Annotated in this window: 18 protein-coding genes and 1 pseudogene; 2 read left to right on the top strand and 17 right to left on the bottom strand. The window is 62.2% G+C overall.

Annotated features, from left to right (window positions below; translation table 11 throughout):
* Positions 1–22: 22 nt before the first annotated feature.
* The 11 genes from I41_RS21150 to I41_RS21100 form a co-directional block, all read right to left on the bottom strand.
* The gene (locus tag I41_RS21150; protein WP_168207071.1) at positions 23–1,114 is read right to left on the bottom strand and encodes a type II secretion system F family protein; all 1,092 of its coding nucleotides are present in this window, start codon (positions 1,112–1,114) and stop codon (positions 23–25) included.
* Between the two features lie 357 nt (positions 1,115–1,471).
* Positions 1,472–1,837 carry a hypothetical protein gene (locus I41_RS21145; RefSeq protein ID WP_145434897.1) on the bottom strand — a complete coding sequence of 122 codons (366 nt, stop codon included), beginning with the start codon at positions 1,835–1,837 and terminating at the stop codon, positions 1,472–1,474.
* Entirely contained in the window at positions 1,830–2,396 is a 567-nt protein-coding gene (locus tag I41_RS21140; RefSeq protein ID WP_145434896.1) for an RNA polymerase sigma factor, read from the bottom strand. The genes I41_RS21145 and I41_RS21140 overlap by 8 nt, the downstream gene beginning before the upstream one ends.
* Before the next feature lie 85 nt (positions 2,397–2,481).
* Complete coding sequence (locus I41_RS21135) at positions 2,482–4,401, bottom strand: FAD/NAD(P)-binding protein (protein WP_145434895.1); 1,920 nt, start codon at positions 4,399–4,401, stop codon at positions 2,482–2,484.
* Between the two features lie 78 nt (positions 4,402–4,479).
* Positions 4,480–6,579 carry a family 2A encapsulin nanocompartment cargo protein cysteine desulfurase gene (locus tag I41_RS21130; RefSeq protein WP_210421023.1) on the bottom strand — a complete coding sequence of 700 codons (2,100 nt, stop codon included), beginning with the start codon at positions 6,577–6,579 and terminating at the stop codon, positions 4,480–4,482.
* A complete protein-coding gene (locus tag I41_RS21125) occupies positions 6,551–7,480 on the bottom strand; it encodes a family 2A encapsulin nanocompartment shell protein (RefSeq protein WP_145434894.1) in 930 nt (309 codons plus the stop codon). The genes I41_RS21130 and I41_RS21125 overlap by 29 nt, the downstream gene beginning before the upstream one ends.
* Before the next feature lie 115 nt (positions 7,481–7,595).
* The gene (gene epsC, locus I41_RS21120; protein ID WP_246133719.1) at positions 7,596–8,549 is read right to left on the bottom strand and encodes a serine O-acetyltransferase EpsC; all 954 of its coding nucleotides are present in this window, start codon (positions 8,547–8,549) and stop codon (positions 7,596–7,598) included.
* Between the two features lie 260 nt (positions 8,550–8,809).
* The gene (locus I41_RS21115) at positions 8,810–10,327 is read right to left on the bottom strand and encodes a sulfatase (protein WP_145434893.1); all 1,518 of its coding nucleotides are present in this window, start codon (positions 10,325–10,327) and stop codon (positions 8,810–8,812) included.
* On the bottom strand, positions 10,324–11,781 hold the full coding sequence (locus I41_RS21110; RefSeq protein ID WP_210421022.1) for a sulfatase: 1,458 nt from the start codon (positions 11,779–11,781) through the stop codon (positions 10,324–10,326). The genes I41_RS21115 and I41_RS21110 overlap by 4 nt, the downstream gene beginning before the upstream one ends.
* A gap of 376 nt (positions 11,782–12,157) precedes the next feature.
* On the bottom strand, positions 12,158–13,702 hold the full coding sequence (locus tag I41_RS21105) for a hypothetical protein (RefSeq protein WP_145434892.1): 1,545 nt from the start codon (positions 13,700–13,702) through the stop codon (positions 12,158–12,160).
* Between the two features lie 12 nt (positions 13,703–13,714).
* Positions 13,715–14,791: a DUF1559 family PulG-like putative transporter gene (locus I41_RS21100; protein ID WP_210421021.1), complete on the bottom strand. Its 1,077-nt coding sequence runs from the start codon at positions 14,789–14,791 to the stop codon at positions 13,715–13,717.
* 602 nt (positions 14,792–15,393) lie between these two features.
* Between I41_RS21100 and I41_RS21095 the strand changes: the two genes are divergently transcribed.
* Positions 15,394–17,562 (top strand): hypothetical protein, encoded by a 2,169-nt coding sequence (locus tag I41_RS21095; protein ID WP_145434890.1) that lies wholly within the window; start codon positions 15,394–15,396, stop codon positions 17,560–17,562.
* Between the two features lie 388 nt (positions 17,563–17,950).
* On the opposite strand, the gene I41_RS21090 is transcribed toward I41_RS21095, so the two are convergent.
* Both I41_RS21090 and I41_RS28680 read right to left on the bottom strand, forming a co-directional pair.
* The gene (locus I41_RS21090; protein ID WP_145434889.1) at positions 17,951–18,400 is read right to left on the bottom strand and encodes a CPBP family intramembrane glutamic endopeptidase; all 450 of its coding nucleotides are present in this window, start codon (positions 18,398–18,400) and stop codon (positions 17,951–17,953) included.
* A gap of 844 nt (positions 18,401–19,244) precedes the next feature.
* Positions 19,245–19,607 (bottom strand): annotated as a pseudogene (locus I41_RS28680) (hypothetical protein); the annotation flags it as partial.
* A 360-nt stretch (positions 19,608–19,967) separates the two neighbouring features.
* On the opposite strand from I41_RS28680, the gene I41_RS21085 reads away from it, so the two are divergent.
* Positions 19,968–20,822, top strand: coding sequence for a transposase (locus tag I41_RS21085; protein WP_145434888.1), 855 nt, complete (start codon positions 19,968–19,970; stop codon positions 20,820–20,822).
* A gap of 47 nt (positions 20,823–20,869) precedes the next feature.
* Here the strand turns inward: I41_RS21085 and I41_RS21080 are convergent, their stop codons facing one another.
* The 4 genes from I41_RS21080 to I41_RS21070 form a co-directional block, all read right to left on the bottom strand.
* On the bottom strand, positions 20,870–21,589 hold the full coding sequence (locus I41_RS21080) for a hypothetical protein (protein ID WP_145434887.1): 720 nt from the start codon (positions 21,587–21,589) through the stop codon (positions 20,870–20,872).
* Between the two features lie 95 nt (positions 21,590–21,684).
* Positions 21,685–21,912, bottom strand: a complete 228-nt coding sequence (locus tag I41_RS21075) for a hypothetical protein (protein ID WP_145434886.1) — start codon at positions 21,910–21,912, stop codon at positions 21,685–21,687.
* An 896-nt stretch (positions 21,913–22,808) separates the two neighbouring features.
* Entirely contained in the window at positions 22,809–22,973 is a 165-nt protein-coding gene (locus I41_RS27490) for a hypothetical protein (RefSeq protein WP_168207070.1), read from the bottom strand.
* Between the two features lie 649 nt (positions 22,974–23,622).
* Positions 23,623–24,225, bottom strand: a complete 603-nt coding sequence (locus I41_RS21070; RefSeq protein WP_145434885.1) for a hypothetical protein — start codon at positions 24,223–24,225, stop codon at positions 23,623–23,625.
* Between the last annotated feature and the right edge of the window lie 250 nt (positions 24,226–24,475).

Genomic DNA, 24,475 nt, shown 5'->3' with positions numbered 1-24,475 from the left:
GCTGTGCTGTAGATTTTGTTGGTCAGCGTGCCAGGGCTTGCAGCAACTCGGTGATCGGCAGAAACAACGCCAAGCCGTAGAGGAGCGTTGCGCCGCCGCCGAGGAAGACGCACGCGACGATGGGTATGGCGATGCGCGATTGTTCCGCCCGACGCTGGGCCGACTCGCGATACACGCTGGCCGCCAATCGCAGCGCTTGCGAAGGCGTAAGGGATTCGTCGGTCTGCCAGAGTGCCCACCGCAGGAACGGAGGAAAGAGTCGGGCGGCTCGTTCTTCGCTAGCGGCGCTGCTACGCTGGGACTGGGCCACGGCATAGGCGCGAGCGCCCTGTTCGAGCGTGCGATCGCCGCAAGCGTCGGCTGCGAGGGGGACGCCTTCCGCGAGGGAAACGCCGGCGTCAAGCAACGTGATCAGCTGCTCGCAAAAGTTGGCACAGCGCTGGTGGAACTGAGTTTGCGACGCGCCGGTCAGGCCGCTCCACCAGTGGCCATCACTGGCGCGTCGGCTGCCGGCATGCCGTCCGCGCAAGAGCGAAGCCAAGCCAATCGCCGCCAGCAACAGGACGCCGCCGATGATCAGGTAAGGAACGGCTCCTTCCAGCGATTCGAGCAGACGCAGCGTCTTGCTTTCAGGAATCTGAAACTCCAGATAGAGCCCAGCGAGCGCGGGCGCGATAAACAGACAGAAGCCGGTAATCCCGACCGCCGCCAACGCGCACACCAAGAACGGATAGAAGAAGGCGGCGCGCGTGCGGTAGCGCGACTCTTCAGCGGATTCAGCCAGGCGGCTGGAGTTGTCGAGCGCCTGCTGGACGTTGCCGCTGCGCCAGCCGGCTTGCATCACGCTGCGATAGGCGGCGGGCGCGGTCGGTTCATCGCCGATGGCGTCGGCCAGCGATTCGCCGCGGCTGACGCGACGAGCCACCGCGGCGTTGATTTTTTCCAGCGTCCCGGCCGCTTGATCGCCGCAGGAGCCGAGTTCAAGCCCCGTCGGCACCTGCGCACGGATGAGCGCCGTGATCTGGTCGTTCAGCGCCATGAAGTCGTCGAGCGACGCCGTATCCATTGCAATCTGCCGAGTGAATGCGACCGAGGTGAAGCGAAGTCGCTGCACGCCTGGGCGGCGAGCGCCACGGCTTGGTCGCAAGGGAGAACAACGGAAGACTGTTCCGTTCGAGACGGCCCCTGAGATGCGCGGGGCAGTGCGATTTGCTTAGGAATCTCTAAACTGCGGAACGGGCCTTCATCGCAAGTGCAGCCCCCGGCGGAGAAGCTTATTCAACTGCCATCATCCATCGCATTTACCACAGAGCACACAGAGGCCACAGAGAAGACGAGAAAGAGCCAATGCCCTAAATCTTCCTCTGTGCTCTCTGTGTGCTCTGTGGTTAGGGCGCTAACCGTGAAGTATCTCGAGAATGCTGGCTGTTGAATAAGCTTCGGAGCCAGGGGCTGAAAGAGAGAGCTAGCGCTAGTCCGATTGCAGCTTATCAGACTGCCGCTGGCGCAACTCGCAAAAGGCCTGGACTAGCGCCCAGCCGAACCCGCCGGCGCCGACCGACTTTTGCGACGCCTGTTCGTAAACGGCGTCGGCGTCGCCGATCTTCGGCTCGTTGCCGCCGGTTGAGGTGCGAATCGTCACGGCGATGCCGACGATCGCCGCCGCCAACGACGCCTGACGGACCCAGCGCCGGCCCCGCAATTCGCCGACTTCTGTCCGCGCCGTTTCCAACACGCGGGGGCGCAAGTCGTCCGAGGCCTGCACGTATTCGCCAGCGGCTTGCACCATGGCTTCGACCTTGTCGTACCGCTCCTGCCAATCCACGAGACTATGCATGCCGAGCCTCCTGACGCGCTTTCGTCAATTTGGCGGCTAGCTTGCTCATGGCGTATTGATAGCGGCTGGCGACGGTGTTGGGCGAGGCTTCAAGAATCTGGGCGATCTGTGCGAAGGTCATCGCTTCCCAGATCTTGAGAACGACCACTTCGGCCTGTTCTTGCGGCAGCGAGCGAATGGCGAGCCAAACGGCCCGATGGGTTTCTTCTTGTTCGAGTTCATCGATGCGGCGGCGAGTGACCAGGTCAGTGAGCGACGTCACCACGCCGGCCCGCCGTTTGCGCCGGATGATCGCCAACGATTCGTTACGGACCATCTGCAACAGATACGCCCAGGGGCTCTCGGCCGCCGCCAGCAGCAACGGCCGGCTGGCGACTTTCACTAGGCAGGCCTGAACGGCGTCCTCGGCGTCGTGCTGATTGCGGGTCAACGTAATACTGAACCGCACCAAACGGTGGGAAGTCAGGTCGAACAACGCCCCCAGCGCAGCGACGCCGGCCGCCGCCAAGCGGTCGGTGCAGTCGCGCACTCGCTGGGAAAAGTCGTCCGGAGGAGCCATACGGCTTCTAAGATGCGCCCCCGCCGGCGAGTTGTCTAAGGAATTTCAGAAAACTCGCGGGATTGGACTACGGCGTCTTCACGCTCTACCGCGCCGCCACCTGCAGAGCGGCGTCGGCGGCAGCGGCGGCTTGAGCGCGCAGCTCCGGCACGGCTGTGCTTTCCCACACGGCGGGCTTGCGCAACGTGCCGACGACGAGCAGGTCGGCGACTTCGCGTCCCTCGGCGTCGATAGCGTTGCCGGCAGCGGTCGTTTCGAGTCCCAGGCCCAGCTCGTCGGGGCACAGCCAGCGGTCGACCAGCAGCGAGCCGATGGCGGGGTTAGAAGCCGCGCTGTTCGAAGGGGCCGGGCCGGTGCAGTTGATCACCCAGGCGGCGTTGAGTTCGACGAGGCGTTCGGTGGCGCGCTCGCTCACGACAAGTCTTACCGCATCGGCGTCGGCTTGCACCGAGACGATACGACCAGCGACGCGGCGGACCCAATCGCAATCTCGCAGTTCGCCAAACTGCTCGCCGATCGACAAGGCCATCCGATGGCGGTGAACTTCCCAGAAGGGGCGCAGCCGCGGCAAAAAGCGACGTCGCTGTTCGATCGACATCGCCTGCCAGAGCGCAGCGGTATGGGGGCGAATGCCGTCGACGACGCCCCGCCAGTCGATTCCTTGCGAAGCCGACTCGGCGACGATTTTTCTCAATCGCCGGCAGAGCTCCAAGACGCGTACGCCGTCAGGAGCGGCTAAGAGTTCCGCCACCATCGGCTGCAGGTCGACCGGTTTGACCGGTTGGGCTGCGTGAGACTGTGGCAGTAAGCCGCGGCGCGAGACGATCGTGATCGGCGCGCGCCGATCGGGATGGGCGAGCGAGAGAACGGCGTCGACTGCGGTGAGGCCGGAGCCCAGGACGACGACCGGTTCGTCGGGTTCGACGATGTTCAATGCAAACGGTCGCCACGGGTCAGCGATCAGGCGGGCGCGCGAGCCGCTCCAACGGGCGCCGATCGGATCGCTCGGCGGGCGATGGCCGATCGCCAGGACGACCGCGTCGGCGCGAATCGTACTGCCGTGCGCAAGATGAACCAGCCAGCCCCCCTCGGGGCGGCGGGCGACTCGGCGGACTTCGTCGAAGACGACCGAGAAATCCGCCGTGAACTTTGCCTCCTCGGCAGTGGCCAGCAGCGTTTCGCGAATGTATTCGCCGTACCACTGGCGCGGCAGAAAATCGACCGGCTTCGCCTGCGGACGGCGGCGTTGGGCCCATTGTAGAAAATCGTCCGGCCGATCGGGCCACGCGCTCATCCGACCGGCGGGGACGTTGAGCAGGTGGTTGAGGTCGCGCGTTCCGTACGCAAGACCCTCCCCAACCGCGCCGCGACGCTCGACGACGACGACGCGAACTCGTTGCTCCGTCTCGTTGGCCTTCCGCAAGATTTGAGCGGCGGTCATCGATCCGCTAAACCCGCCCCCGACGACGACGATTGTCGGCGTCGCTTCGACGGGAGGCGTTGGCGCCGCGACGTCCCGCTTCGGACGATGGATGAACCGCCGAAAATCTTGCAAGGGGGGCGCGTAAATGTGCACGGTGACGAGCAGCTCGTTCGCGTCGTCGTTGCGGACGGTGTGAACGCCCGCGTCCTGGCCGGCAGTAATCTCGCCGCACCTGACCACCGTCTCGTAGTCGAAGTCGACGTATCCGTCCGCAGCGACGCGAAACGATCCTTCGATCGCTTCGCCTTGCAAGACCTGCAAAACGCAGACCGAGCCGGCATGATCGTGAGGTGCGCTGATCTGTCCGGGTCGCCACGTCATCACCAGCAATTCGTAGTGATCCCGCACGACGACGAGCGCACGATTGTAGTGTCTCGGATTGGCGCGGACGAACGGGGCGACGTCTTCGATGGTGAGTTGCGCCGAGCGCATGGCATCGGCAAGATCGACCAAGGAGGGGGAAGCTCCAAGCAAGTCGAGCTTAGCAACGAGGTCGTGAAGTCGTCCGGCGGCGGGATGCATCGTCTCGGCCTGGGGAGTACCGGCAAATCGTTCAGCGGCGGATGACGGCGGCGTCGGAACGATCGAGCGTTCGGCGTCCTAACGGCCGACGCCGACCGAACCTGATTTGACGTGGTGAATCGCCGCCACGAGTCGATTGACGTCGTCGACGTTGTTGTAAAGGGCGAGCGACGGCCGCACCGTGCTTTCGACTCCCATGCGGCGGAGAATCGGTTGAGCGCAGTGATGGCCCGAGCGGACCGCGATGCCTTCGGCGTTGAGCGCCTTGCCGATCGACTCGTTGTCATGGCCGGCCAACGTAAAGGAGAGGACGCTTGCCTTTTCAGGGGCCGTCCCAATGAGACGCAATCCGTCGATCGACTGCAGCGCGCGGGTGGCGTAGACCAACAAGTCGTGTTCGTAGCGGGCGATGTTCTCGATGCCGAGGCGCTGGACGTAGTCGATGGCAGCGCCGAGACCGACGGCGTCGGCGATGTTGCCCGTGCCGGCTTCGAAGCGGTTGGGCGGCCCCTGGTAAACCGTTTTCTCGAACGTGACGTCTTGAATCATATTGCCGCCTCCCTGCCACGGTGGCATTGATTCAAGGAGGTCGCGCTTGCCGTAGAGGACGCCAATACCGGTGGGCGCAAACACCTTGTGGCCGGAGAAGACGTACCAATCGGCGTTGAGACCTTGCACATCGGCGCGCAAGTGCGAGACGGCCTGGGCGCCGTCGACGAGAACGCGCGCGCCGTATCGCTGGGCGATGGCGACCATCTCCTTGGCGGGCGTGATCGTGCCGAGGGCGTTCGAGACTTGCGGGAAGGCGACAAGCCTCGTCCGCGAGCTCATCAGCTTTTGGTATTCCTCAAGCAAAATCTGGCCGTCGTCGTCCACCGGGGCGACGCGAATGCGGGCGCCCGTCTCCTGCGCCAACATCTGCCAAGGGACGATGTTGGCGTGGTGCTCGAGGTTCGTGAGTACAATTTCGTCGTCCTTGCCGACGTGCTGCCGGCCCCACGATTTGGCGACAAGGTTGATCGCTTCAGTGGCGCCGCGAACGAAGACGATCTCATCGCTGGACGAGGCATTCAGGAAGCCAGCAACCTTGCTGCGGGCCTCTTCGTACGCGTCGGTGGCGCGGGCGGCTAGTTCGTGCGCGGCACGGTGGATGTTGGAATTCTCGTGCTGATAGAAGTAGGCGATGCGGTCGATCACCGACTGCGGCTTTTGCGTCGTCGCGGCGTTGTCGAGCCACACCAGCGGATGGCCGTTGACTCGCTCGAGCAGAATCGGAAAGTCACGGCGGATGGCCTCGACGCTAAATGGTTGGTGGAGCGGCGCGGCGCCGGTGGGAATTGGCTGGCTGACGCGTGGCGCCGACGACGGGAGTGTTACGCCCGGCGCGGGGATCAGATCGGCTGGCGGCGTCGAAATGCGTGCGAATTTGTGGGCTTCGTTCAAGAAGTAGAAGGTCGAACCGTCTTCGACGCGCTTGACGGCGTTCGACGACGCAGGAACGAGCGACGGAGCGCCGTTGGCTCCGCTTGCCGGCGCTCCGCTGCGATTGTTCGGCACGCCGGAGATACTGCTATGCTCAAGCACCGAGTGGAGTTTGTCGTCGTCGACGGATTGCAACGTTTGCGGCGGGTGACCGCCAGGAAGCGAGACGCCGCTTTGCTGTTGGCCGGCCGTCGTCGGGAACGGCGGCGCGGGAGTCGCCGTGCCGCTGCCCGCTCCCAATGATGGAGAATTCGACGTCGGCGCGTTGAGCCCAGGTTCGAACCCCAGGCCCTCCGCGGTGACAGGCGCAGCCCCAGCGTGATCGAATCCCGTCGGATTGAAGGTAGCAGTGGAGTTGGCCGGAACGGCGAATCCCGCGGGCGAACCGGCCGGTGCGCCGAACGTCGACGGCGACAGCGGCGCTCCGAAACCTGTCGCCGACGTCGGCGACGAGCCAAATGCTGATGGAGCGGTCGCATGCGGAACGGCGCCCACCGCCAGCGGCGCCATGCCTCCCGCAGCGCTCCCCGGAGGGGCGGCGTAGAGCTGGTTCGCCAAACGCGACAATGCACCCTCTAGCATCGAGCCGTCGCACGGCAGGCTTCGGCCCACCTGCGGTTGCGGCATCGATCCCATGCTCTGCGGCAGGCCGCCGCTCAGGTCGCGACTACTTGCTGTAGAGATGTTGATAGTCATGGTACTTTCCGATTTCCACGTTATCGAGCACGCCGAGAGCATCTTCCGTCATCACGACGGCGGAGCAATAGAGCGACACGAGGTAAGATGCAATCGCCTTGCGGCTGATACCCATGAAACGAACGGAGAGGCCCATCCCTTGCTGTCCGGGAAGACCGGGCTGGTAGAGGCCGATGACCCCTTGGCGTGATTCGCCGGTGCGCATCAGGACGATGCTTGTCTTGCCGGCTTCGGTGCCGAGCTTGTCGCACGGGAAGATCGGCAGGCCGCGCCAGGTGATGAATTGCGAGCCGAACATCGTGACGGTCGCCGGCGGCACGCCGCGGCGAGTGCATTCGCGACCGAATGCCGCAATGGCGAGCGGGTGGGCGAGGAAGAACGCCGGTTCCTTCCAGACGCGAGCGATCAACTCGTCCATGTCGTCGGGAGTCGGCGGTCCGCTGCGAGTCTTGATCCGCATGCCTGGCGCCGCGTTGGTGAGCAGGCCGTATTCTTTATTGTTCAGCAACTCGCTTTCCTGCCGTTCCTTGATCGTTTCGATCGCCAGGCGCAGCTGCTCGCCGATCTGATCGTGCGGCACGCTGTACAGATCGGAAACGCGCGTGTGGATGTCGACGATCGTCGTCACCGCGCTGAGCATGTACTCACGCGGGTTTTCATCGTAGTCGACGAACGTTTCGGGCAGGTCCCGCTCGTCGCGACGGGAGCAGGCGACCGTGACGCGGGAGGCGTCCTTCACCTTGTTAAGCCGGTAGATGCCGGCTTCGACGGGCACCCAAGGCAGCAGATGCGTCAACCACCGCGGGGTGATCGTCGACATCTGCGGCGGGGTTTTGGTGGCATTCGCCAGCTGTCGCGCTGCGACGTCGCTGAGCGCCAATTGGGGAGGGGCGTCGGCCATAGATTCCTTCTTTCTCAATGGGGGCTCCAATCGGTTGAAGCCCAGCTGCGAAATACTTGAGTGTTTCAGTAGGTGGAGATGTGCGGCCGGTCGGCGGGCGGCGGTCGTCGGTCAATCAGATGCCGCCGCCGTCATCGAAGGCTTCGGTGCGGTTCTTTGCTTGCGTGATATTGCTCCCCGGCGGCACGCTGCGCGTGAGCCAGACGTTGCCGCCGATCACCGAGCCTTTGCCGATGGTGATGCGGCCCAGAATGGTGGCGCCGGCGTAAATGACGACGTCGTCCTCGACGATCGGGTGACGCTGATTTCCTTTGATCAGTTCGCCGTTGTCGTCGGTCGGAAATCGCTTGGCGCCAAGCGTTACCGCCTGGTAGAGCCGGACCCGCTGACCGATGATCGCCGACTCGCCAATCACGACGCCGGTGCCGTGATCGATGAAAAAACTCCCGCCAATCTGCGCGCCGGGGTGGATGTCGATGCCCGTATCGGAGTGAGCGACCTCGGCGATCATCCGGGCCAGCAGCGGCGCGCCCAGACCGTTAAGGACATGCGCCAGACGGTGATGGGTAATTGCCGTGACGCCGGGATAGCAAACAAGTACTTCGTCGACGCTGCGAGCAGCGGGGTCGCCCTGGTAAGCAGCACGGATATCGCTTTCCAGCAGTTGGCGCACGGTTGGCAGCTTCGCAGCGAATTCGCGCGTGATCGCGATGGCGCGAGCGCGAATTGTCGCCGAATCGGTTTCGAATTCCGCCGAGAACTGAAGCTCGCGACGGACCTGTTCGAGCAACTCGCGCAGCGTCAGATCGAGCGTATTGCCGACGAAGTAATCAACGCCTTCGTTCGTTAAATCGGGAAGGCCCAAGCGATTGGGAAACAACGCCGCCGTCAGACCATCGAGAATTCCCGCGAGCGCCTTTTGCGAGGGAAGCTTGGCGGGACGGTCGCCGAAGCGACGCCCCGGCGTGGCCAGTCGCAGAGCGCGCAATTGCCCGACGATCGAGTCGATATCCCAGTGAAGAGCGCTGGAGTCGCTATCGACGGCCTTGTCGAAGGAAGTACTCATCATTGTCGAGTCACGCTTCAAATGCGGCTCTTGCATCCATTCTCAGGCGATGGAACAAAAAAAGCCGGCGACCCCCCTAAAGAGGTCGCCGGCTTCCGGTATTTCCAGTCAGCGCAGGCAAGCGTTTCCACAAACGGAAGGATCAACTTACCGGCGTCGGGTGATCAATGTCAACCCAATTCGCCCCGTTCGCGACAAGCAGCAAAGATTGGATCTTCGCGCTGGTCGGTCTAACTGGATCGGGGCCGCGAAACGATGAGTCGCTATTCCGGCGCAGCGGCAGTCGCCGCTTGCTTCGCCGCGCGCTTCCCTTGCCCGCGGCGATTCTTCTTCCCCTTCTTGCCTGCCTTCGGCTGCTCGGCGTCGGCGACCGGCGTGTTTCTCGTCGGCAGCGGGGCGTCAATTTCTTCCCGCCATGCGTGCAGCTTGCCATGAAGCTCACGTGCCTGCTCCGGTTTGGCGGAGGCGAGGTTGTTCGTCTCGCTCAAGTCGTCACGCAGGTTGTACAGCTCTAAGTGCCCATCTTCGAGATACTCCAAGAGCTTCCAGTCGCCGTCGCGGACGACGCTCACTGGAGTCGTGCGCCAGGTGTCGGCCGTGGCGCCGAGATACCCCGGGAAGTGCCAGAAGAGGGGCTTCCCGCGCTCCAGCGGCTTCTGCTCCTTCAAGAGCGACGCGTAGCTGACGCCGTCGAGGGGATAGTCGGCCGGCAGTTCGCCGCCGGCAAGTTCCACCAGCGTTGGGTAGAGGTCAACGGAGTTGATCGGCGTCGATTCGGTTTGGCCCGGCTTCACCGTTCCCTTCCATCGGAAGACATAGGGGACGCGAACGCCTCCCTCGTACAGCGTGCCTTTGCCTCCCTTGAGCGGCGCGTTGTCGGTAATGCCGATCTTCTTGTCGAGCCCGACGCGATCGTAGCCGCCGACGCCGCCGTTGTCGCTGCTGAAGATCACCAGCGTGTTCTCCGCGATGCCGAGTTCTTCAAGCTTGGCCAACACGCGGCCGACGCTCTCGTCGACGCTGGCGATCATCGCGGCGTACGTCGGATCGTGATGTCCTCCGGCCGCCGGCTTGTCCTTGAACTTCGCGATCAACTCTTCCTTCGCTTCGTGCGGTCCGTGGACGCCGTAGTGAGGAAGATACAGGAAGAAGGGTTCGTCCTGATGGCGGTCGATAAAGTCGACGGCGCGATCGGTGAGGAAGTCGGCGAGGTAGGCGTCTTCGTCATGCTCGGTCGGCGGATTCGTCTTGAAGTTGAAGTGCTTGCCAGCCGAGGCGATTGCTTCGTCGAAGCCGCGCGCACTGGGATGGTGATCCTTGTCCTCGCCGAGATGCCATTTGCCGAACATGCCGGTCGCGTAGCCCGCCTTCTTGAGCGAGTTGGCAAGCGTTACCTTGTCGAGCGGCAGCTCCGTCACGTTGTCGACCGGCCGCAGCGAGCGCTGGCGCCAGTTGAACCGATCAATGTTGCCGACCGTGTAGACGCCAGTGCGCGGACCGTACTGCCCGCTATGAAGTGCGGCGCGCGTCGGTTGGCAATTCGGTCCGCACGTGTAGCCGTCCGTAAAGCGAGCCCCTTCAGCCGCCATGCGGTCGATGTTCGGCGTTTCATAGTACTTGCTGCCGTAGCACGAGACGTCGGTGTAACCGAGGTCATCCGCGAGGATGAAGATGATGTTCGGACGTTTGGCGTCTGCGGCCTTCGCTCTGGAGGCGCTGATGTTCAACGCCCCGACCGTCAGAAGGCATGCGAATACGGAGAACTTACGGAGTCGATTCATTGGAGAGCTCGTTCCTTGCGTTGCTGCTTGCGACTGCGATTCTTCCCGCCGCCGGCGACCTGCTTTTTGCCGTTGCCGTCGGGGCCGGAGGAAAGATCGGGTTTGTTTGTCGTCGGAAGATGCTTGGCGATCGCCGCCTTCTGCTCAGCGTACTTCGCATCGTTGGCGAGGTTCTTCCATTCGTACGGATCGGCCGTTTCGTCGTAAAGTTCTTCGTCCCCGTTGGCGTAGCGAATGTAGCGCCACCCTTCCGTGCTGACGGCGTGATTTCCTTCTTCATGCGTCGTCACTGCCGGCGTCGTCCACTCTGCCTTCGCATCAACGAGCAGCGGCCGGATCGAATTCGCTTCGACGTGCGACGGCTTGTCGATCCCGGCGAGGTCGGTGAGCGTTGGGTAGATCGACATGAAGTCAACGGTCCGCTCGCTGACGCTGCCCGGCTTCGTCACCCCGGGGACGCGCCAGATCAGCGGCGCCCGGGTCGCTTCTTCCCAGAGGGCGAACTTTCGCCAATGTTCCTTCTCGCCCAGGTGCCAACCATGATCGCCCCACAGGACGACGATCGTGTTGTCGCAATACGGGCTCTTCTCGAGCTCGTCGAGCAGCCGGCCGATCATCGCGTCCGCGTAGGACGCCGCCGCCAGATAGGCCTGGATCGCTTCTTTCCAGCGACCTGATTCGACCATCTGCCGGTGATCGCCTTCGGGCTTGGCCATCTTCACGCCGGCCGGAGGAATGTCGGCAAGATCATTCTCGATCGTCGGCGGCACTTGGATTTCATCGAGCGGATGCATGTCGAAATACTTCCGCGGCACGAACCAGGGCATGTGTGGTTTGTGGAGGCCGATCGCCAGGAAGAACGGTTTGTCGTGCTTCTTCTGGAGCTCGTCGATGCCGTACTGAACGATCTTCCACTCGCGCAGGTCTTCGTCGTTCGCGTCGACGACGCCGAAGCGGATGCCGCCGACGCCTTTGTCGCCGGTCGGCTGAGGGTCCGTGCCTGAATCTTTCAGGTAGTCGTCCCACTCGCCGGGACGCTTGTAGGCTTCGTGGTAGATCTTGCCGGCGCCCGCGACGTAATACCCGGCGTTGCGAAACGCAGAGGTGAGCGGCAATTCTCTGCCGACGACCGGCCGCCAGTCGTCGTTATTCCCGTAAACGCCGGTGACGTACGGCCGCAGCCCCGACATCAGCGCCGCCCGCGACGGGTTGCAGACCGGCGCTGCACAGTAGCTGCGGGTGAACGATGTTCCCTGCGCCGCCAGCCGGTCGATATTTGGCGTCATCGCCTGACGGTTGCGGCCGAGGTAGCCGACCCAATGGTTGAGGTCGTCCACCGCGATCATCAGAACGTTTGGCCGCTGCGGCTCGGCAGCAAACGTCGGAGCGGGGGAGAGGGCATGAATTGCCGGCAGGGAAATGAGCGTGAGCGTGAGGAATCGGCGAAGCATCATTGCGAACGGGCGCTTTGGTAGGAGGGCGATGGCGGGTTCGACTAGGTGCGGTCGCCGAGCATATTTGCTCGCCGCCGCGCACCATTGCTGGGGCCATGTGCAGCCGCCGGTGATATATGCGGGCCCGCGGTGCGACTGATCATTACGGGTCGTTATTGTAAACCCGGATTGGGCTCCGTGACGTCGTGGGCAATCGAATCAGGTTGCAGTTGCCGAGGCGCACAGCCTCGCGGATTTAGGACTGTCTTGCTGGTAATTCGGCGTCGCGGAAGCACGCAAGTGCAATCACCGTACCAAGCGATGGCAATCGGCGAAGACACCTCCCCTGGAGAATTCACCTCGAGCCCGGAAGCCGCGGGCCGCCGCGCCCCACTTCCTATGCAGCCGACAGCGATGAGGAGAATTCCGCGCGCGCACTCGGCGGGCGAATGCAAGCCGCCGTCAACAGCAGTAAGCAGGCCGAGAACACGAGGGCCGAGGGCGTGCGAGCGGTCGCGTCGCCAAACGGCCATGCCGGCGTGCGGAAGAAGGCGAAATTGAGCAGAAAGTACAACCAGCTCGTCAGCATTAAAGCCCAGCGAGCGAATGAATGACCGTCGTCGCCCCGCAGACCGCGCCGCGCCAGCACGATCGCCGCCACCAGGGTGATCAGCAACGGCAAGATAACCAGCAACGTCCAGCCCATGGCCAACGGCATCTCGCCGCTTTGGTAGGAGAGTTCGCGCAACGTCTTGCCGCAGATCGGCAGCGCCACAATCGGCAGCGCGATGACATAAGCTGAATAACGCCCTCCGAAAATCAGCGTGAGCGGCAGAAGCCCCATCGTCAGCGAATGGTTTGCCACTCCGTCGAGCGGCGGGAAGATCAAAAAGTTCCAGGCCACAATCGCGGCAGCATACATTGCCAGGAGCACGACTTCGCCGCGCACGGGAATTTCGATGGCGGCGTCGGCAGGCTGGGCAATCGTCCGTCGATTCAGCCAGACTCCCAAGCCGAGACCTGCCCCCAGAATCGCGCCGAAGATTGTCTCCATCGTATTCCACCAGTTCATGTACGGCTCGATGGCGCCGAGCCAGCCGACCTGGAAGTCGGCGCGGTTCCAACTGTGGTAGGCCTGCACGCTCTGACCCGTCGGAAAGCCGATGGCGCCGAAGAGCATGGCGAAGAGGCCGACGTTGCGCGCCATGGCGTCGTGCTTCCAGAACGTCGCGTAGGCCCAGAGGCCGAGCAGAGCGAACAAGAGACCGCCCCAACATTCAGGTCGCGGCCGGAGCGCGTCGTTGTCAGGCTGCCAGTACCAGTCGCCGGAGAAATAGATCCGCGGCAGGCGGCGAGCGGCAGGCTCGAAGGGCTCGTTAAACAGGAAGACGCCTAAGAAATAGAGGCCGATGAGAGCCATCCACAGCAGCGAGATTTCGAGGGAGCTGTAGCGTTTTCCGCCCAAGCCCATTCCCATCAGCACGCCGGCGAAGCCGACCCAAACGCCGCCGATCACCGCGAGCCCAAGCATCCCCCAGCGCAGCGCCTCCCAATTGCCGTTGAACTGCGGATCGTGCGAGAGGCCGACCGTCTGCCCATACGTCATCGCGCCGCCGAAGCCGATGCCGATCGCCGTGAGGGCCGCCACCCGTGCCGTGAAGAGCGACGTCTGACCGCGGCAGAAGAGGAGGCCGACGACGAGCGCCACCAGCAGGCCAGCGATCATCGCTCCGGTCTCATGGCCGTACTGGCCGCGAATGCCCCAGCCCATACCGCCAGCGGCGGCGGTGAGGAGGAGCGTGACGAGCAGTGACGGCGATGCGTCGACGATTTGCGAACCTCGGCGAGCGAACGTTTCCTCGGCCATGGCGTGGCTGAACTTCTCGCGGGTGCAGATGAGCGTCGGTCGGTGCGGCGCATGCAACGCGGCGCCGACCGCCAACTCGCCGAGATCCTATTGCACGTCGGTATTGCCGTCTTTGCGGTTGCCGCGGTTCTTGTGAACGATCGGGTCAACGTCGAAGCTCACCGTAACGACGTGGCCGTCGCAGTAGGCGGCTTGCCAGGTGGTGGGGTGAGCGCTGCCGAATATCTCGCCGTTCTCCGGATTCGTTGGACTGCTGGGATTGATCCCATCCCTTGAAGGAGGCAAGTAGGTCGTACGAAAGTTGTCGTTATTGTGCCCAGTGCACCACGTTTCGTTGTCGCCGGTGTCTTTGCCGTTGTCGTAACCCGCGGGATCCAAGTACTTTTCGCCGCACAGATACGTGTTGCTCGACCCATCCTCAATATGGCGAAAACCGATCTCGCTGCGTTGGAAACTCACGCCCGTCAACTCGAGATTCCCCGTAGGGTTTTCGCGAGGGTGAAGCAGTCCGGTCTTGTTCACGGTGACCCACTCGTCATACATCGCCATGATGGCCGGCGTTCCCATCCCGCCGGGGCCGCCCTTGCCGGAACCGATCGAGTGGTCTCCCGCGTTCGCGGCATAATCGCTTCGCCCCACGAAGTCACGCTGGTCCGCTGGGTTCGTGGCGGAATTGTTGGCAAATTTGTTGCGTTTGCCTTCGTTGTAGAACTTGCCGTTCCGGCGCGTGGGACAGTAGAGAATCGAGATGGGGTCGATCAGCATCTTGCGGGCGCCTTCGAGCTGCGGATCCGTATGCTCGTTCGGCTTCCCATCCTTCGGCATGTCGTGCTTTGCCGCTTGTTCCATGTAAGGCAGGATGTTGTAGATCCAACCGCCCGGTTGATCTTGGCCAAAGCCCCGATCGGCGTCGCCGACCCAACTCCAGCCCCAGCCGCCGGTCGGGAAGTGCTTGACCGAGTTCTCGTGATTCACAGCGGCCGTGGCGAACTGTTTCAGCTGATTGATGCAGGTCGTTCGCCGCGCCGATTCTCGCGCTGCTTGCACTGCTGGCAGAAGCAGGGCCACGAGAACGCCAATGATGGCGATGACCACCAGGAGTTCGACGAGGGTGAATCCAGCGCTCCACTTGGAAAGCAAGCGCCGACGGCGTGCAATTCGCATGACTCTCTCCAGTTTCTGAACGACGCGAACGCATCGTGTAGACATCTAGCTGCATCATATCATCGTCGCCCACAAAAGCAGCGCGAGTTGAATTCGCCCGGGCCCTGCTGTCGCGATTGGCGACCGTGGCGGCGAGCAGGGCGTGAATTTCCAGACGCCGCCGCCAAGTTTCGGCGGAGGCGTCGGGCGAGGCACAATCTCTGGCGGGGTGACCTCGCGTCAGTCGCAAGATGCGGGTAGTCTTGCGCGAATGGTCAACCGGCGCTCGGGCGACTTCGCAACTTGTCAACCGCGCGACCGCGATAGGCCTCGGTCGATCAATTTTTGAAAAAAATTAAGGGCGACAGTTGAGAAAATGCGTGACTTCGCCGGAGGTTTCGCTTACTCTACACCGTGTACTGTAGACGGCCGCACGACCGGGACAGCACGCATAATCGGTTGTGGGCCGATGACCTTTTCTAATTTTTCAACTTTTCGCGAGGCCGTTCCGTGACCCGGAATGTTGGCCGGAAAGGCCTTGCTTCGCTGGCGCGACAGGCGCCGACTGCGATTGCGCACAGATTCTAGAGCCCCCCTCTCTGCATGTAATAGAAGGTACTGCCATGATTCGACGAGTATGGTTTGCTCCAGCATGTCTTGCCGTTGCCGGCGCCCTGGGCAACGCGGCCCTCGCCCAGACGGTCGTCACGTGGGACGGCGGGAATGGCGAATGGTCCGATCTGAAGTGGAACGGCGGCCAAGCCCCGGCCGCGGTGATGGGAAACCAGAACGGCGGCGACGGCAACCTGAATGTCACCATCGGCGGCGGCTCGCAAGTGTTGTTCGACTCGTCCTCGAAGTCGCTGCGACCGCGCAGCTCGGCCGGTCCGAGCGTCTTCACGATTACCGGCGGCGCCAAGCTGACGCACAACACGCCCATTACCGGCGATCCCGATGGCAACTGGACCACTTGGGACGCCGATCTGAACCTCGACAACGGCACGTTTGAACGGAATTGGACGGCTGGCGGCACCGCCGAAGCGGGCGGCATTCTCATGGTGGGCTCGTGGCGGAGCTTGCAAGATCAGCAGATTACGATCAACACCACGAACGGCGGCCTCCTGAAGAACGATGGCCAGGTCTGGTTCGGCGCCGACGAAGAACACGCCGTCGGTCTCAAGGTGAGCGCGCTCATCAACGGCGGATCGTGGGATCTCACCGGCGGTACCTCGCATGAAGCCGCGAACAATTCGCACGATGTGCGGGCCGACCTAGCCATCTGGTACGGTCGCCAATTCGGAAGTGGCGCCGGCCAGGACGGCAGCGGCGACCCGAAAAACGAGGACTACGAAATCAACTTCCAAGGCCCTGGTTCGCTCACGGTCGACCAAGGCGGCATCGTCGTCTACCGGCAAAATGCCGACGGGACCTGGAATCAACCCGACATTGACGACAACGCGACTCCTGCCACTCGCAGCACCTACGAGGATCTCTGGAACGATGGGATCCTCAAAGGAAAAGGCATGAGCGGCGAGATTTTCTTTGGCGATACCAGCCCGCGTCCCTTTGCGAATTACTTCACCGTGACGGGAACGCCCGGATCGGCCGATTACAAGGTCACTCGCAAGGAAGGCGCCACCGTCACGTGGAGCGGCGGCGACGGCAACTGGGACGACGCCGAGTGGGATACCACCGGCGGGGCGAGCAACCAAAACTCGCAAACGGCCTTCGGCCGACAGAACGGCAGCGAAGGCGGCCACAATATCGTCATTTCGGGCGCCGGCGTCGATGTCACCTATAACCGTGATTCGGACTTCCGGTTGCAGAACAATAACGGCTTCTCCAGCATGACGGTGAAGAACGGCGCCTCGTTGACGCTCGACACGTTGCTCGCTGAGGATGGAACTTGGACGCGTTGGGTTGAAGACCTGACCGTCGATGGCGGCACGTTTCGTCGGGTGAAAACCGGGGCTGGCGTCGGCAACGGCGGTGCGTTTATCCTCGGCGGCTTCGCTGGCGAGCCAGGCCAAGAAATTAATATCAAGGTCGTCAACGGCGGAAAGATCGAGAACGACGGGCAGCTCTGGGTTGGCTCCGCGGGCGGTGATGACGACTACGGAATCGAGAACACAATTACCGTCAATAATGGTACGATTGACCTGACAGGGGGCGACAGCGGCAATATCGACTTGCTTGAAGGGGCGTTCGGCGCTGGCGTCGAGCCCGATATGCTTTTCTGGTATGGTCGCGATGGTGAAGGCACGGCACTTGGAGAGAAGCATACGATTAACTTCACCGGTTCTGGTTCCATCACCGTCGATCACTCTGGTATCTGGATCGGGACCATGGAACCCGATTTCTCGATCACCGCAGTGCATGCCTCCTACGAGGAACTTTGGACTCGCGGCATCCTGCAGGCCAACGGCAAGAGCGGCCTGACGGGCGACACCTTCGGCACCTACTTCTCGGTCAGCGGCGTCTTCGACGCCGATGGGGCGGGTCCTGGGACCTTGGGCGGCGAAAACTACAAGCTCACCTCGCTGCTCAGCACTGGCACGGCAGGTGACTTCGACAACGACGGCGACGTCGATGGCGCCGACTTCCTGGTCTGGCAGCGGGGCGGATCGCCCAGCCCGCTGAGCCCGGCCGATCTGGCCACCTGGAAGGCCAACTTTGGCGCATCGGCGACGGTCAACGTCGGGGCCGCAGTCGGCGCCGTTCCTGAGCCGACGGCTCTCGCCTCGGCCATGGTCGCCCTGTGCGGTCTCGGCCTGTGGCGGTCACGCCGCTAAGGCGGTTGAAGTCTGAATGTCATGAGTCTGGCGTCGGGTTACCTTCTTGCCGAAGGTAGCCCGGCGTCGATCGAACTGCTGGCCGGCGTCGCCGACGGTTGCCGTAGCGCACCGTCACCCTGGGGGGGCGACGCCGGCCAGCTTCTTTTATTAGGCAGGTGCTTGGTCCCTGGGGCCAGCAATCGGCCTTAAGCCGGCCTACGGAACCCGCCCGAGGCGGTTGAGGCGCCGTTGGCGAACAGCGGGATGGTCGACGCGTCGCACACGCCAGACGGGCCCCCGCCGTGCCATCGAGGGTGCGTCTACGGCGAACCTGGCCGACGTTCGCACGCATCCAGACGCTGCCACCCTCGCGGACGAGCTGACGGCGAGGGCGTCGCGAGGGGCTCTAACCGATAGCGACGCCAGATCTGCCGAGCGTACGATGCCACATCCAGAGGCCGAAAGTCGTCATTAGGAATACCGCGATGTAGCTACCCATGCCAGCCATCCCAACGCTGGTCGCGTATTCTTGATCGACGATCGGCTGCCAAAGTCCGCTGGAATCCTTGCCGCCGCGAATCCAGTCGCCGATATTCCAGGCCGCGTGGAGGCCGATCGGCATTTCAAGTCTGCGCGATGCGATCGCGGCCATGCCGAAGAGGAGTGCTCCAATGCCGCTCCCGAGAAAGGCGTTCGCCCGGTCTGCGCCTCCAGCGACGTGCTCGATCGCGAAGACCAGCGCCACGACTGCTTGGGCGACTCCTAGCCCGAAGGATCCTTCCAGTCGACGGAGCGGATAGCCGTGGAATGCCAGTTCTTCTCGGCTTGCCAGTAATACGAATGCCACAAGGGGCATCGCGGCGTCGGAATGGCTCGGCGCTGACGCACGAACCTAAGTGACCTGGCCCGTAGACCACATCGCCAATGTATTGATTGCAACGAGCACGAGTCCGATGGTAAACCCCGCTACGAGGCGAATGACGCTGGGACGATCCGGCGCAATGCAGCGTTGCCAATGTTTCAGGACATGGACAGTGTGTTTTCTGCGCGAGAGGCCGGTGGGAAACGGTGCGCGACATAACGCTAGGAGGACCCATCTTCTGCTTCTGCTGCTTCTGCTGCTACTTATGGTCGATGCCTAAGTCGCCCGAATCGCTGCAGCATGTTCGGCAATCTCACTGGCGTCGGTACAGGCGCCGGTTCGAAAGCCCCGCCCGACTGTTGGACGACAAGCATGGTCGCGCTTCCTTCACGACGTGGTCTCCGCTCCGCGAGCGATTGCACACGGCAACGCCGAAGGTTGAGTTGCTATGTTTGCCCCTGGCTGTGGCAGTGGGAACTGCGACGCCATGCGAAAGTCGACGCCGGCATCTCGACACGCGTTCATTACCGCTTGCTTGAAGTAGGCCACGATGGAACGAGGGCGGGACCGTCGCAAAGCCCGTCGTACCCGGGCGACGATGCGCGACAGCTCGCCGGGCAGTAGACGATCGACGGCAACGACGACGCAGCGGAAAATATCGTCACGGTCGTGATCGTCGAGGCGGCCATGGCCGGTGCGGAGTACGTCCGCAACAAGCTTAAACGTAGGCTTGAGCCTGGCGATGGTCCGATCATCCACGATCATCATGAACCTGCCTTTCGCTGCGAGACTCGCTGCTACGACGTTCGACTGGCTGTCGTAACGCGGGCGCCGACGGTTATACGAACATGAGCGAGAGACCAACTGAGGCGGCTACGCTCGAAATTGCCCGTTTCGACTCCGGCGCGGGAGAGGGGAGCGCCGGCTGGTACGATCCGCCAATCGAATGGACGCCTCCACCGAATTCGCGCGCGTTGAAGATCCTCCCGCCGGCGAGTTCGCAACCATCCCAGGCGTCGTACTGCGACTCCAGTGTGCCGCTGAGATACCGGAGCTCATCCTGACTGGCACCCTCACGAAGAATGGAAACGTAGGTCGTTATGAAGGATTTTCGGTACCACACTGTGAGTGTTGATGCGGGCTGATCGCAGGCGGACTTCCAGCCTCCTAGGCGGCGCACCGCCGCGTTAATGGCCCCGTCCTCAAAGTTAACCGAGTGGTCACTCCCATGACGACGTACGGCGTTGAGAAAAACGGCGAATGCGCGATCGGCGACTTATTCGTAACTAGCGCCACCGGTCACTGCGAGCTCCCTAAGCTGGGCCGGGGTTGGCATGAACTTCGACCGCTGGAATGCTAGGCAACAGGCGCGCTCAATGTTGTCGATCGCGATCCCGGCCAGTCCGAGGCGATAGCCGTGAAAGAGGCCTTCGGAAGTTTTTTGGCGATAGGTGTCCGCCAACGCGGTGATTGCATTCGCCAATCGCTCGTGGTTAGAAGCTGTTTTGCTCTGTTGAAAACATCTTGCTGAATTAAGTGCTTGGCGCTAAACCATTTGGTTATGAGCGCGAAGCGAAACACGTTGTTGGACGTTGCGCGGCTGAGCCTGCGATTGGCGAGCCGCTACATGCAACCGTACTCGCATTTGAAGAGCCCGAAGAAGTTCACGCAGGCTCAACTTATGACCTGCCTGATCCTGCGGGCTTACTTGAAAACGACTTACCGGGGCGTGATCGACGTGTTGGACGCCTCGGCGGAGTTGCAAAAATGGCTCGATTTAAAGCGGCTTCCGCACTACTCGACGCTGAAGTACTTCGCCGACCGCAGCGACACGCTGGCGATCGTCGACGCGATGCTGGCCGAGATCGTGCAGGCTGTGGCAGGGGAGAACGAAGCGGTGGCGATCGACTCGACTGGCGTCGAGACCACCTCCGCGAGCGCGTATTTTCGCACGCGCAGCGGGTTGCAGCGGAAGAAGTACGTGAAGCTCTCGGTCTGCGTACTGTGCGGCTCGATGACGCCAGCGGCGCTGGCCGTGAGTTGGGGACCATGCAACGATAAAGCCGTTGCTCGTGAACTGTTGGACAAGTCCAAGGCGGCTGTTCAGCCTCGAACGTTGTTTGCCGAAGCTGGATATGACGCGGAATGGGTTCATCAGTACTGTCGCGACGGATGGGGAGTCACCAGCTGGATTCCGCCAGCCGTGCATCGCCAAGACGGGCAAATCAACGGAAAACACCGGTCGAAGATGACTCCACGTCGATTGAAACGAAACGGTTACGGTCAACGCTGGATCGTCGAATCCTTCATGAGCGGACTGAAGCGGACCACTGGATCGATGCTCGCCGCGCGCCATCAAGCCAGTCTGTTCGCCGAGGCCGCACTTCAAGTCCTGGCTTACGCCATCCGGCGTTAAAGACCACCACAAAAGACCTATTTGTTTTCAACAGAGCAAAACTGCTTCTAGTCATTCGGGATGCTCGCTAAGAACTTGTTGCGGCTCTGTTGGTTTCCGTGTGGATCATCGCTGGCAGTTTTAGGTCCCGTTCTGCGATGCTCGTTTCTTTCCCAGTTTCTGACGCAAGCCTTCCAATCTTTCATGGGAGCCTTGCCGACTATCCAACCATTAGCCATGTAGTGATCCACGAAGTGGCAGGCGTCGATCGTATAGCCGTGCTCGCGGCAGTAATCCCGTACTTCCTCAACCGATGGCTTCCGCATTCGGCCGGGGCCTTTTGAGGGTTTGGCCTCATCTACATTCCCAGCCCCGTATACGTCTGCATCTGCATCGCGTCCGGGGGGGAGCGTTCGACGAGCGTTCGCCGAAAGCTCGTCGAGCTCTCGCTCACCATTCGGCGAGGGGCCATCGGGCGCTTGTGCAGTACTCGGCGACTCCTCGTCGCGTGCTCCCCGAGCGGCCGCCGAACCTTCGTTGGAAAGTGGGCGAGGATGTTTGTAGGTGGGGCGTTCAATCTTCTGATGGTGCCAGCCTGTGACCGATAAGTACGGCTTGCCGTCCGCTTCGAACCGCCGGAGAAGTCCAGCAGCAACGAGCTCGTTGACGAAGCCGGCGATATCCTCGCCGCTGAAGTTGTCGGCCGGGAAGACCTGCATCTTCAGGCGCTTCGTTGAGTCCGGATGGACACCGCCGTCGTCGCAGAAGTTCCACATGCCGATGAACAATAGGCGAGCGCTCGGCGAGCACTCTTCGACTTGCTCACTGTACCAGAATTCCGGCTTGATCGTTCTGATTCGGGCCATCTGTGACGCCCCTCACGTTATTTCGGGGCCGAGAGTTCGGCGAGCCGCTCGAGATAATCGATGGCGTCTGCGCCACGAATAAATACACGCTTGCCGATCTTTAACATGGTCGGCTTCACGCCCTGCAGGCGAGCCTCCCTCATCCTGGTCGGCGTAATGTCAGCGTCGATTTGGAACCCGCGGAGGGCATAAAGGCGATTGGGATCGATGAACGACGGTTGTCGCTTCGTTGTTGGCGACGACATGGCAAGGATCTCCTTAAGGGGTTGGGGTGGTTCACAATGACCAGCCAACGAGCATGCCAGTAGCTTGAGAACATCCGCTGTTGAGAGCGGTCGACAAAATAAACAAACGTCTACTTTGTCTACAAAATTCTGAGAGGCGGATTGCCGCAGTCCGCTGCAGACGCAGTCTCAGCGCCGTCCTGATAATAACGGGATCGACGTTGCAGAACGCGGAGCCTTTCACCTCACCGGTGACCAGCAGCGAGAAATCACCGTACGGCTACGAAGGCGGGCATTGCCCGCATCCTGATCGAGCCCGGCGAACTATGCGTCCTCGAATGCTGTTGGCGTTGGTCGCCAACTTCGATCCTACAGCAAGACGGATGGGCCCAAAGGGGATGTAGCAAAAAACGACCTTGTTGTCCTCTGGCACTACTCGGAAGTCGGTTGCTCGCAACTTTCGCAGTAACATATCGGCGGCTGCGGCCACGAAGGCCTGGTCACCCAAAGAGTCACCTAACGCCAGCGCGGCGCCGTGATGCTTGACTGCGAGAGTCGCAATGTAGAGGGAAATCTATCGAACCGCTACTAAACGGACTGATAATTGAGAACTCAAAATCCAGTGCCCGCAAGGCCGTGCCGGTTCAAGTCCGACCTCCGGTACTTCTTTCTCAGCAAGGGTTTGCGGCACCTGCCGCGAGTTTCTAGAGTGCTAAAAATCGCTCCCCCCAACTGATGACTGTGGCGCATATGTGGCGCAGCGGGCAGTCGTCGGGCAGGGTGTGGCAAACGGGTGCAACCGCGTTCTTGAGTGTTGCATCGCCGTTCCTGTCCGCCTCCCGGAGGGCGCGGCGGAGGCGGTGCGTGAATATTGTCGCCGCGTGCAAGAGATCGTAAACAACTTACACACAAGGTTGCTACAGACCAACCTTGCCGCGAGTTGCCAGATAGCCGCCGCGCCACAACGGCCGTTCACCGTTCAAGGTCGTGAACCGCGAGGCCTTGCACGCGATGTTCTTGAGCCCCAAAGGCATTTCGAAGGGGATCGGACGATCGACGATAGCCACGACGGTCATCAGCAACGCGAGCCGGCGGCCCGACGTTTGGGTAGTTCTGGCTGAATTGCCGTGCAATGACTTGGCCCCTGTCTACGAAGAGATTCGTAAACTGCGTAATGCGCTTTGCCGCTCGTTACTTGCTTCAAAAGACGACGCGATCGGCGTTTACTGTCGCAGGTATCGGTTTCGCGACGTCAAATGCAGCGACTATTTCCAGGTTTTGGTTAACGATCCACATTGCCCGGCGGACATTCTCTTTTTGCCGCTGACCAAAATAATCCCCCCACCATCGAATTAATCGCTGAAGCAATAAGCTAACGCCGCTCCTCTTGTTGCTCCGCTCTTCTAGCGGCGGCGCAGCCGCGTGAGCCGCGGCGAGGTGAAGAGTCGAAATGCTGGGCGGGAGGGAGCGACAAACTGCCTAGAATCGCCCCTCAACCACCACCCGGCGTACGGAAGTGCAGTGTAATCCCGGCGACGGCCAACGCGAGCTATTTGAATTGAGTGTGCGCAAATATCCACAACCCCCGTCGAGGGCGGTGGACGGGGTTACTAGAACCAGCGCGCCTCGTCGCTGATAGCTAAGCAAAGCCCCCCTTGCTCTTCAGGAGAGGGCAGGGCGGCCGCCAGCGCCAGAGCGCGCGCCCCGGCGCTGGCAGCTCTCCCGCGCGCTCTAGCACGGACTCGGAGCCGCATCTCCCACGAACAGCCGCCAGCTGTCGTGGAGCTCGCGCCACAGCTGGCTGACTCGTCCGGCGGTCAGCCGACAGAGCTCCGCGACGGCGCTCGTCCGTTCCCCCTGCGCCAGCGCGTGGACCACGCGCTGATCACGACGGGAGAGCGAACCGTACCACTGGCTGAAGTCAATCCGCAGCGCCGCCATCTCCGCGGGACTTGCCCGTCGGTAGTCGCTAATGGACTGGGCGATCGAGTCGATCGGTTCGGTGCGGCAGCCGCGCAGCCGGCATTTCACCGAGCCGACGTCCGCCGCATTGTCACGACTTCCGGTCAATCGCCCGGATCGATAGCGCCGCACGCCGTAACGGGCCAACGGCGTGGCGTAGCCGAGCTTCGCTCGCCCTGACTGCGCCAGCCCGGCATAGGCGACCGCAGCCGAAGCGATGACCGTTTGGATCGCCTCTTCGCGTTCTTCGGGGGCCAGTTCACGGAAGGCGATTCGTGCGTAGCGCCGGATCGTCGGCAGCATCTGGACGAACGAGGCTTGCCAGGGGAGGGGAGGGGCGTCATCAGCAGCGACGATCGGTGAGCAGTTCATGGGACGTTCCTTTCCAAAGGGACCGCCCCTGTCGAGGGCGGTCGTGTGAGGTACACAACCGCCCTCGCGACAGGCGAGAGCTGAAAAAGCAGAGAGCAAGTCCGTGCGGCACCCGTGCGATACTCGCTGGACGCCGTCGCAGAAGCCTCTTCACTGAGGGCTGGGCGTTAAGCTCCCCAAGCATTCATGCCGCCAAACGGCACTGGATTTAGCGGTAGCCGGCTCCCGCTCGCAAAGCGACCGGTAAGTT

The organism is Lacipirellula limnantheis (assembly GCF_007746075.1).
GTDB lineage: Bacteria > Planctomycetota > Planctomycetia > Pirellulales > Lacipirellulaceae > Lacipirellula > Lacipirellula limnantheis.
The sequence above is the reverse complement of the archived record's forward strand: the minus strand, read 5'-3'. Positions and strand labels throughout refer to the sequence as shown.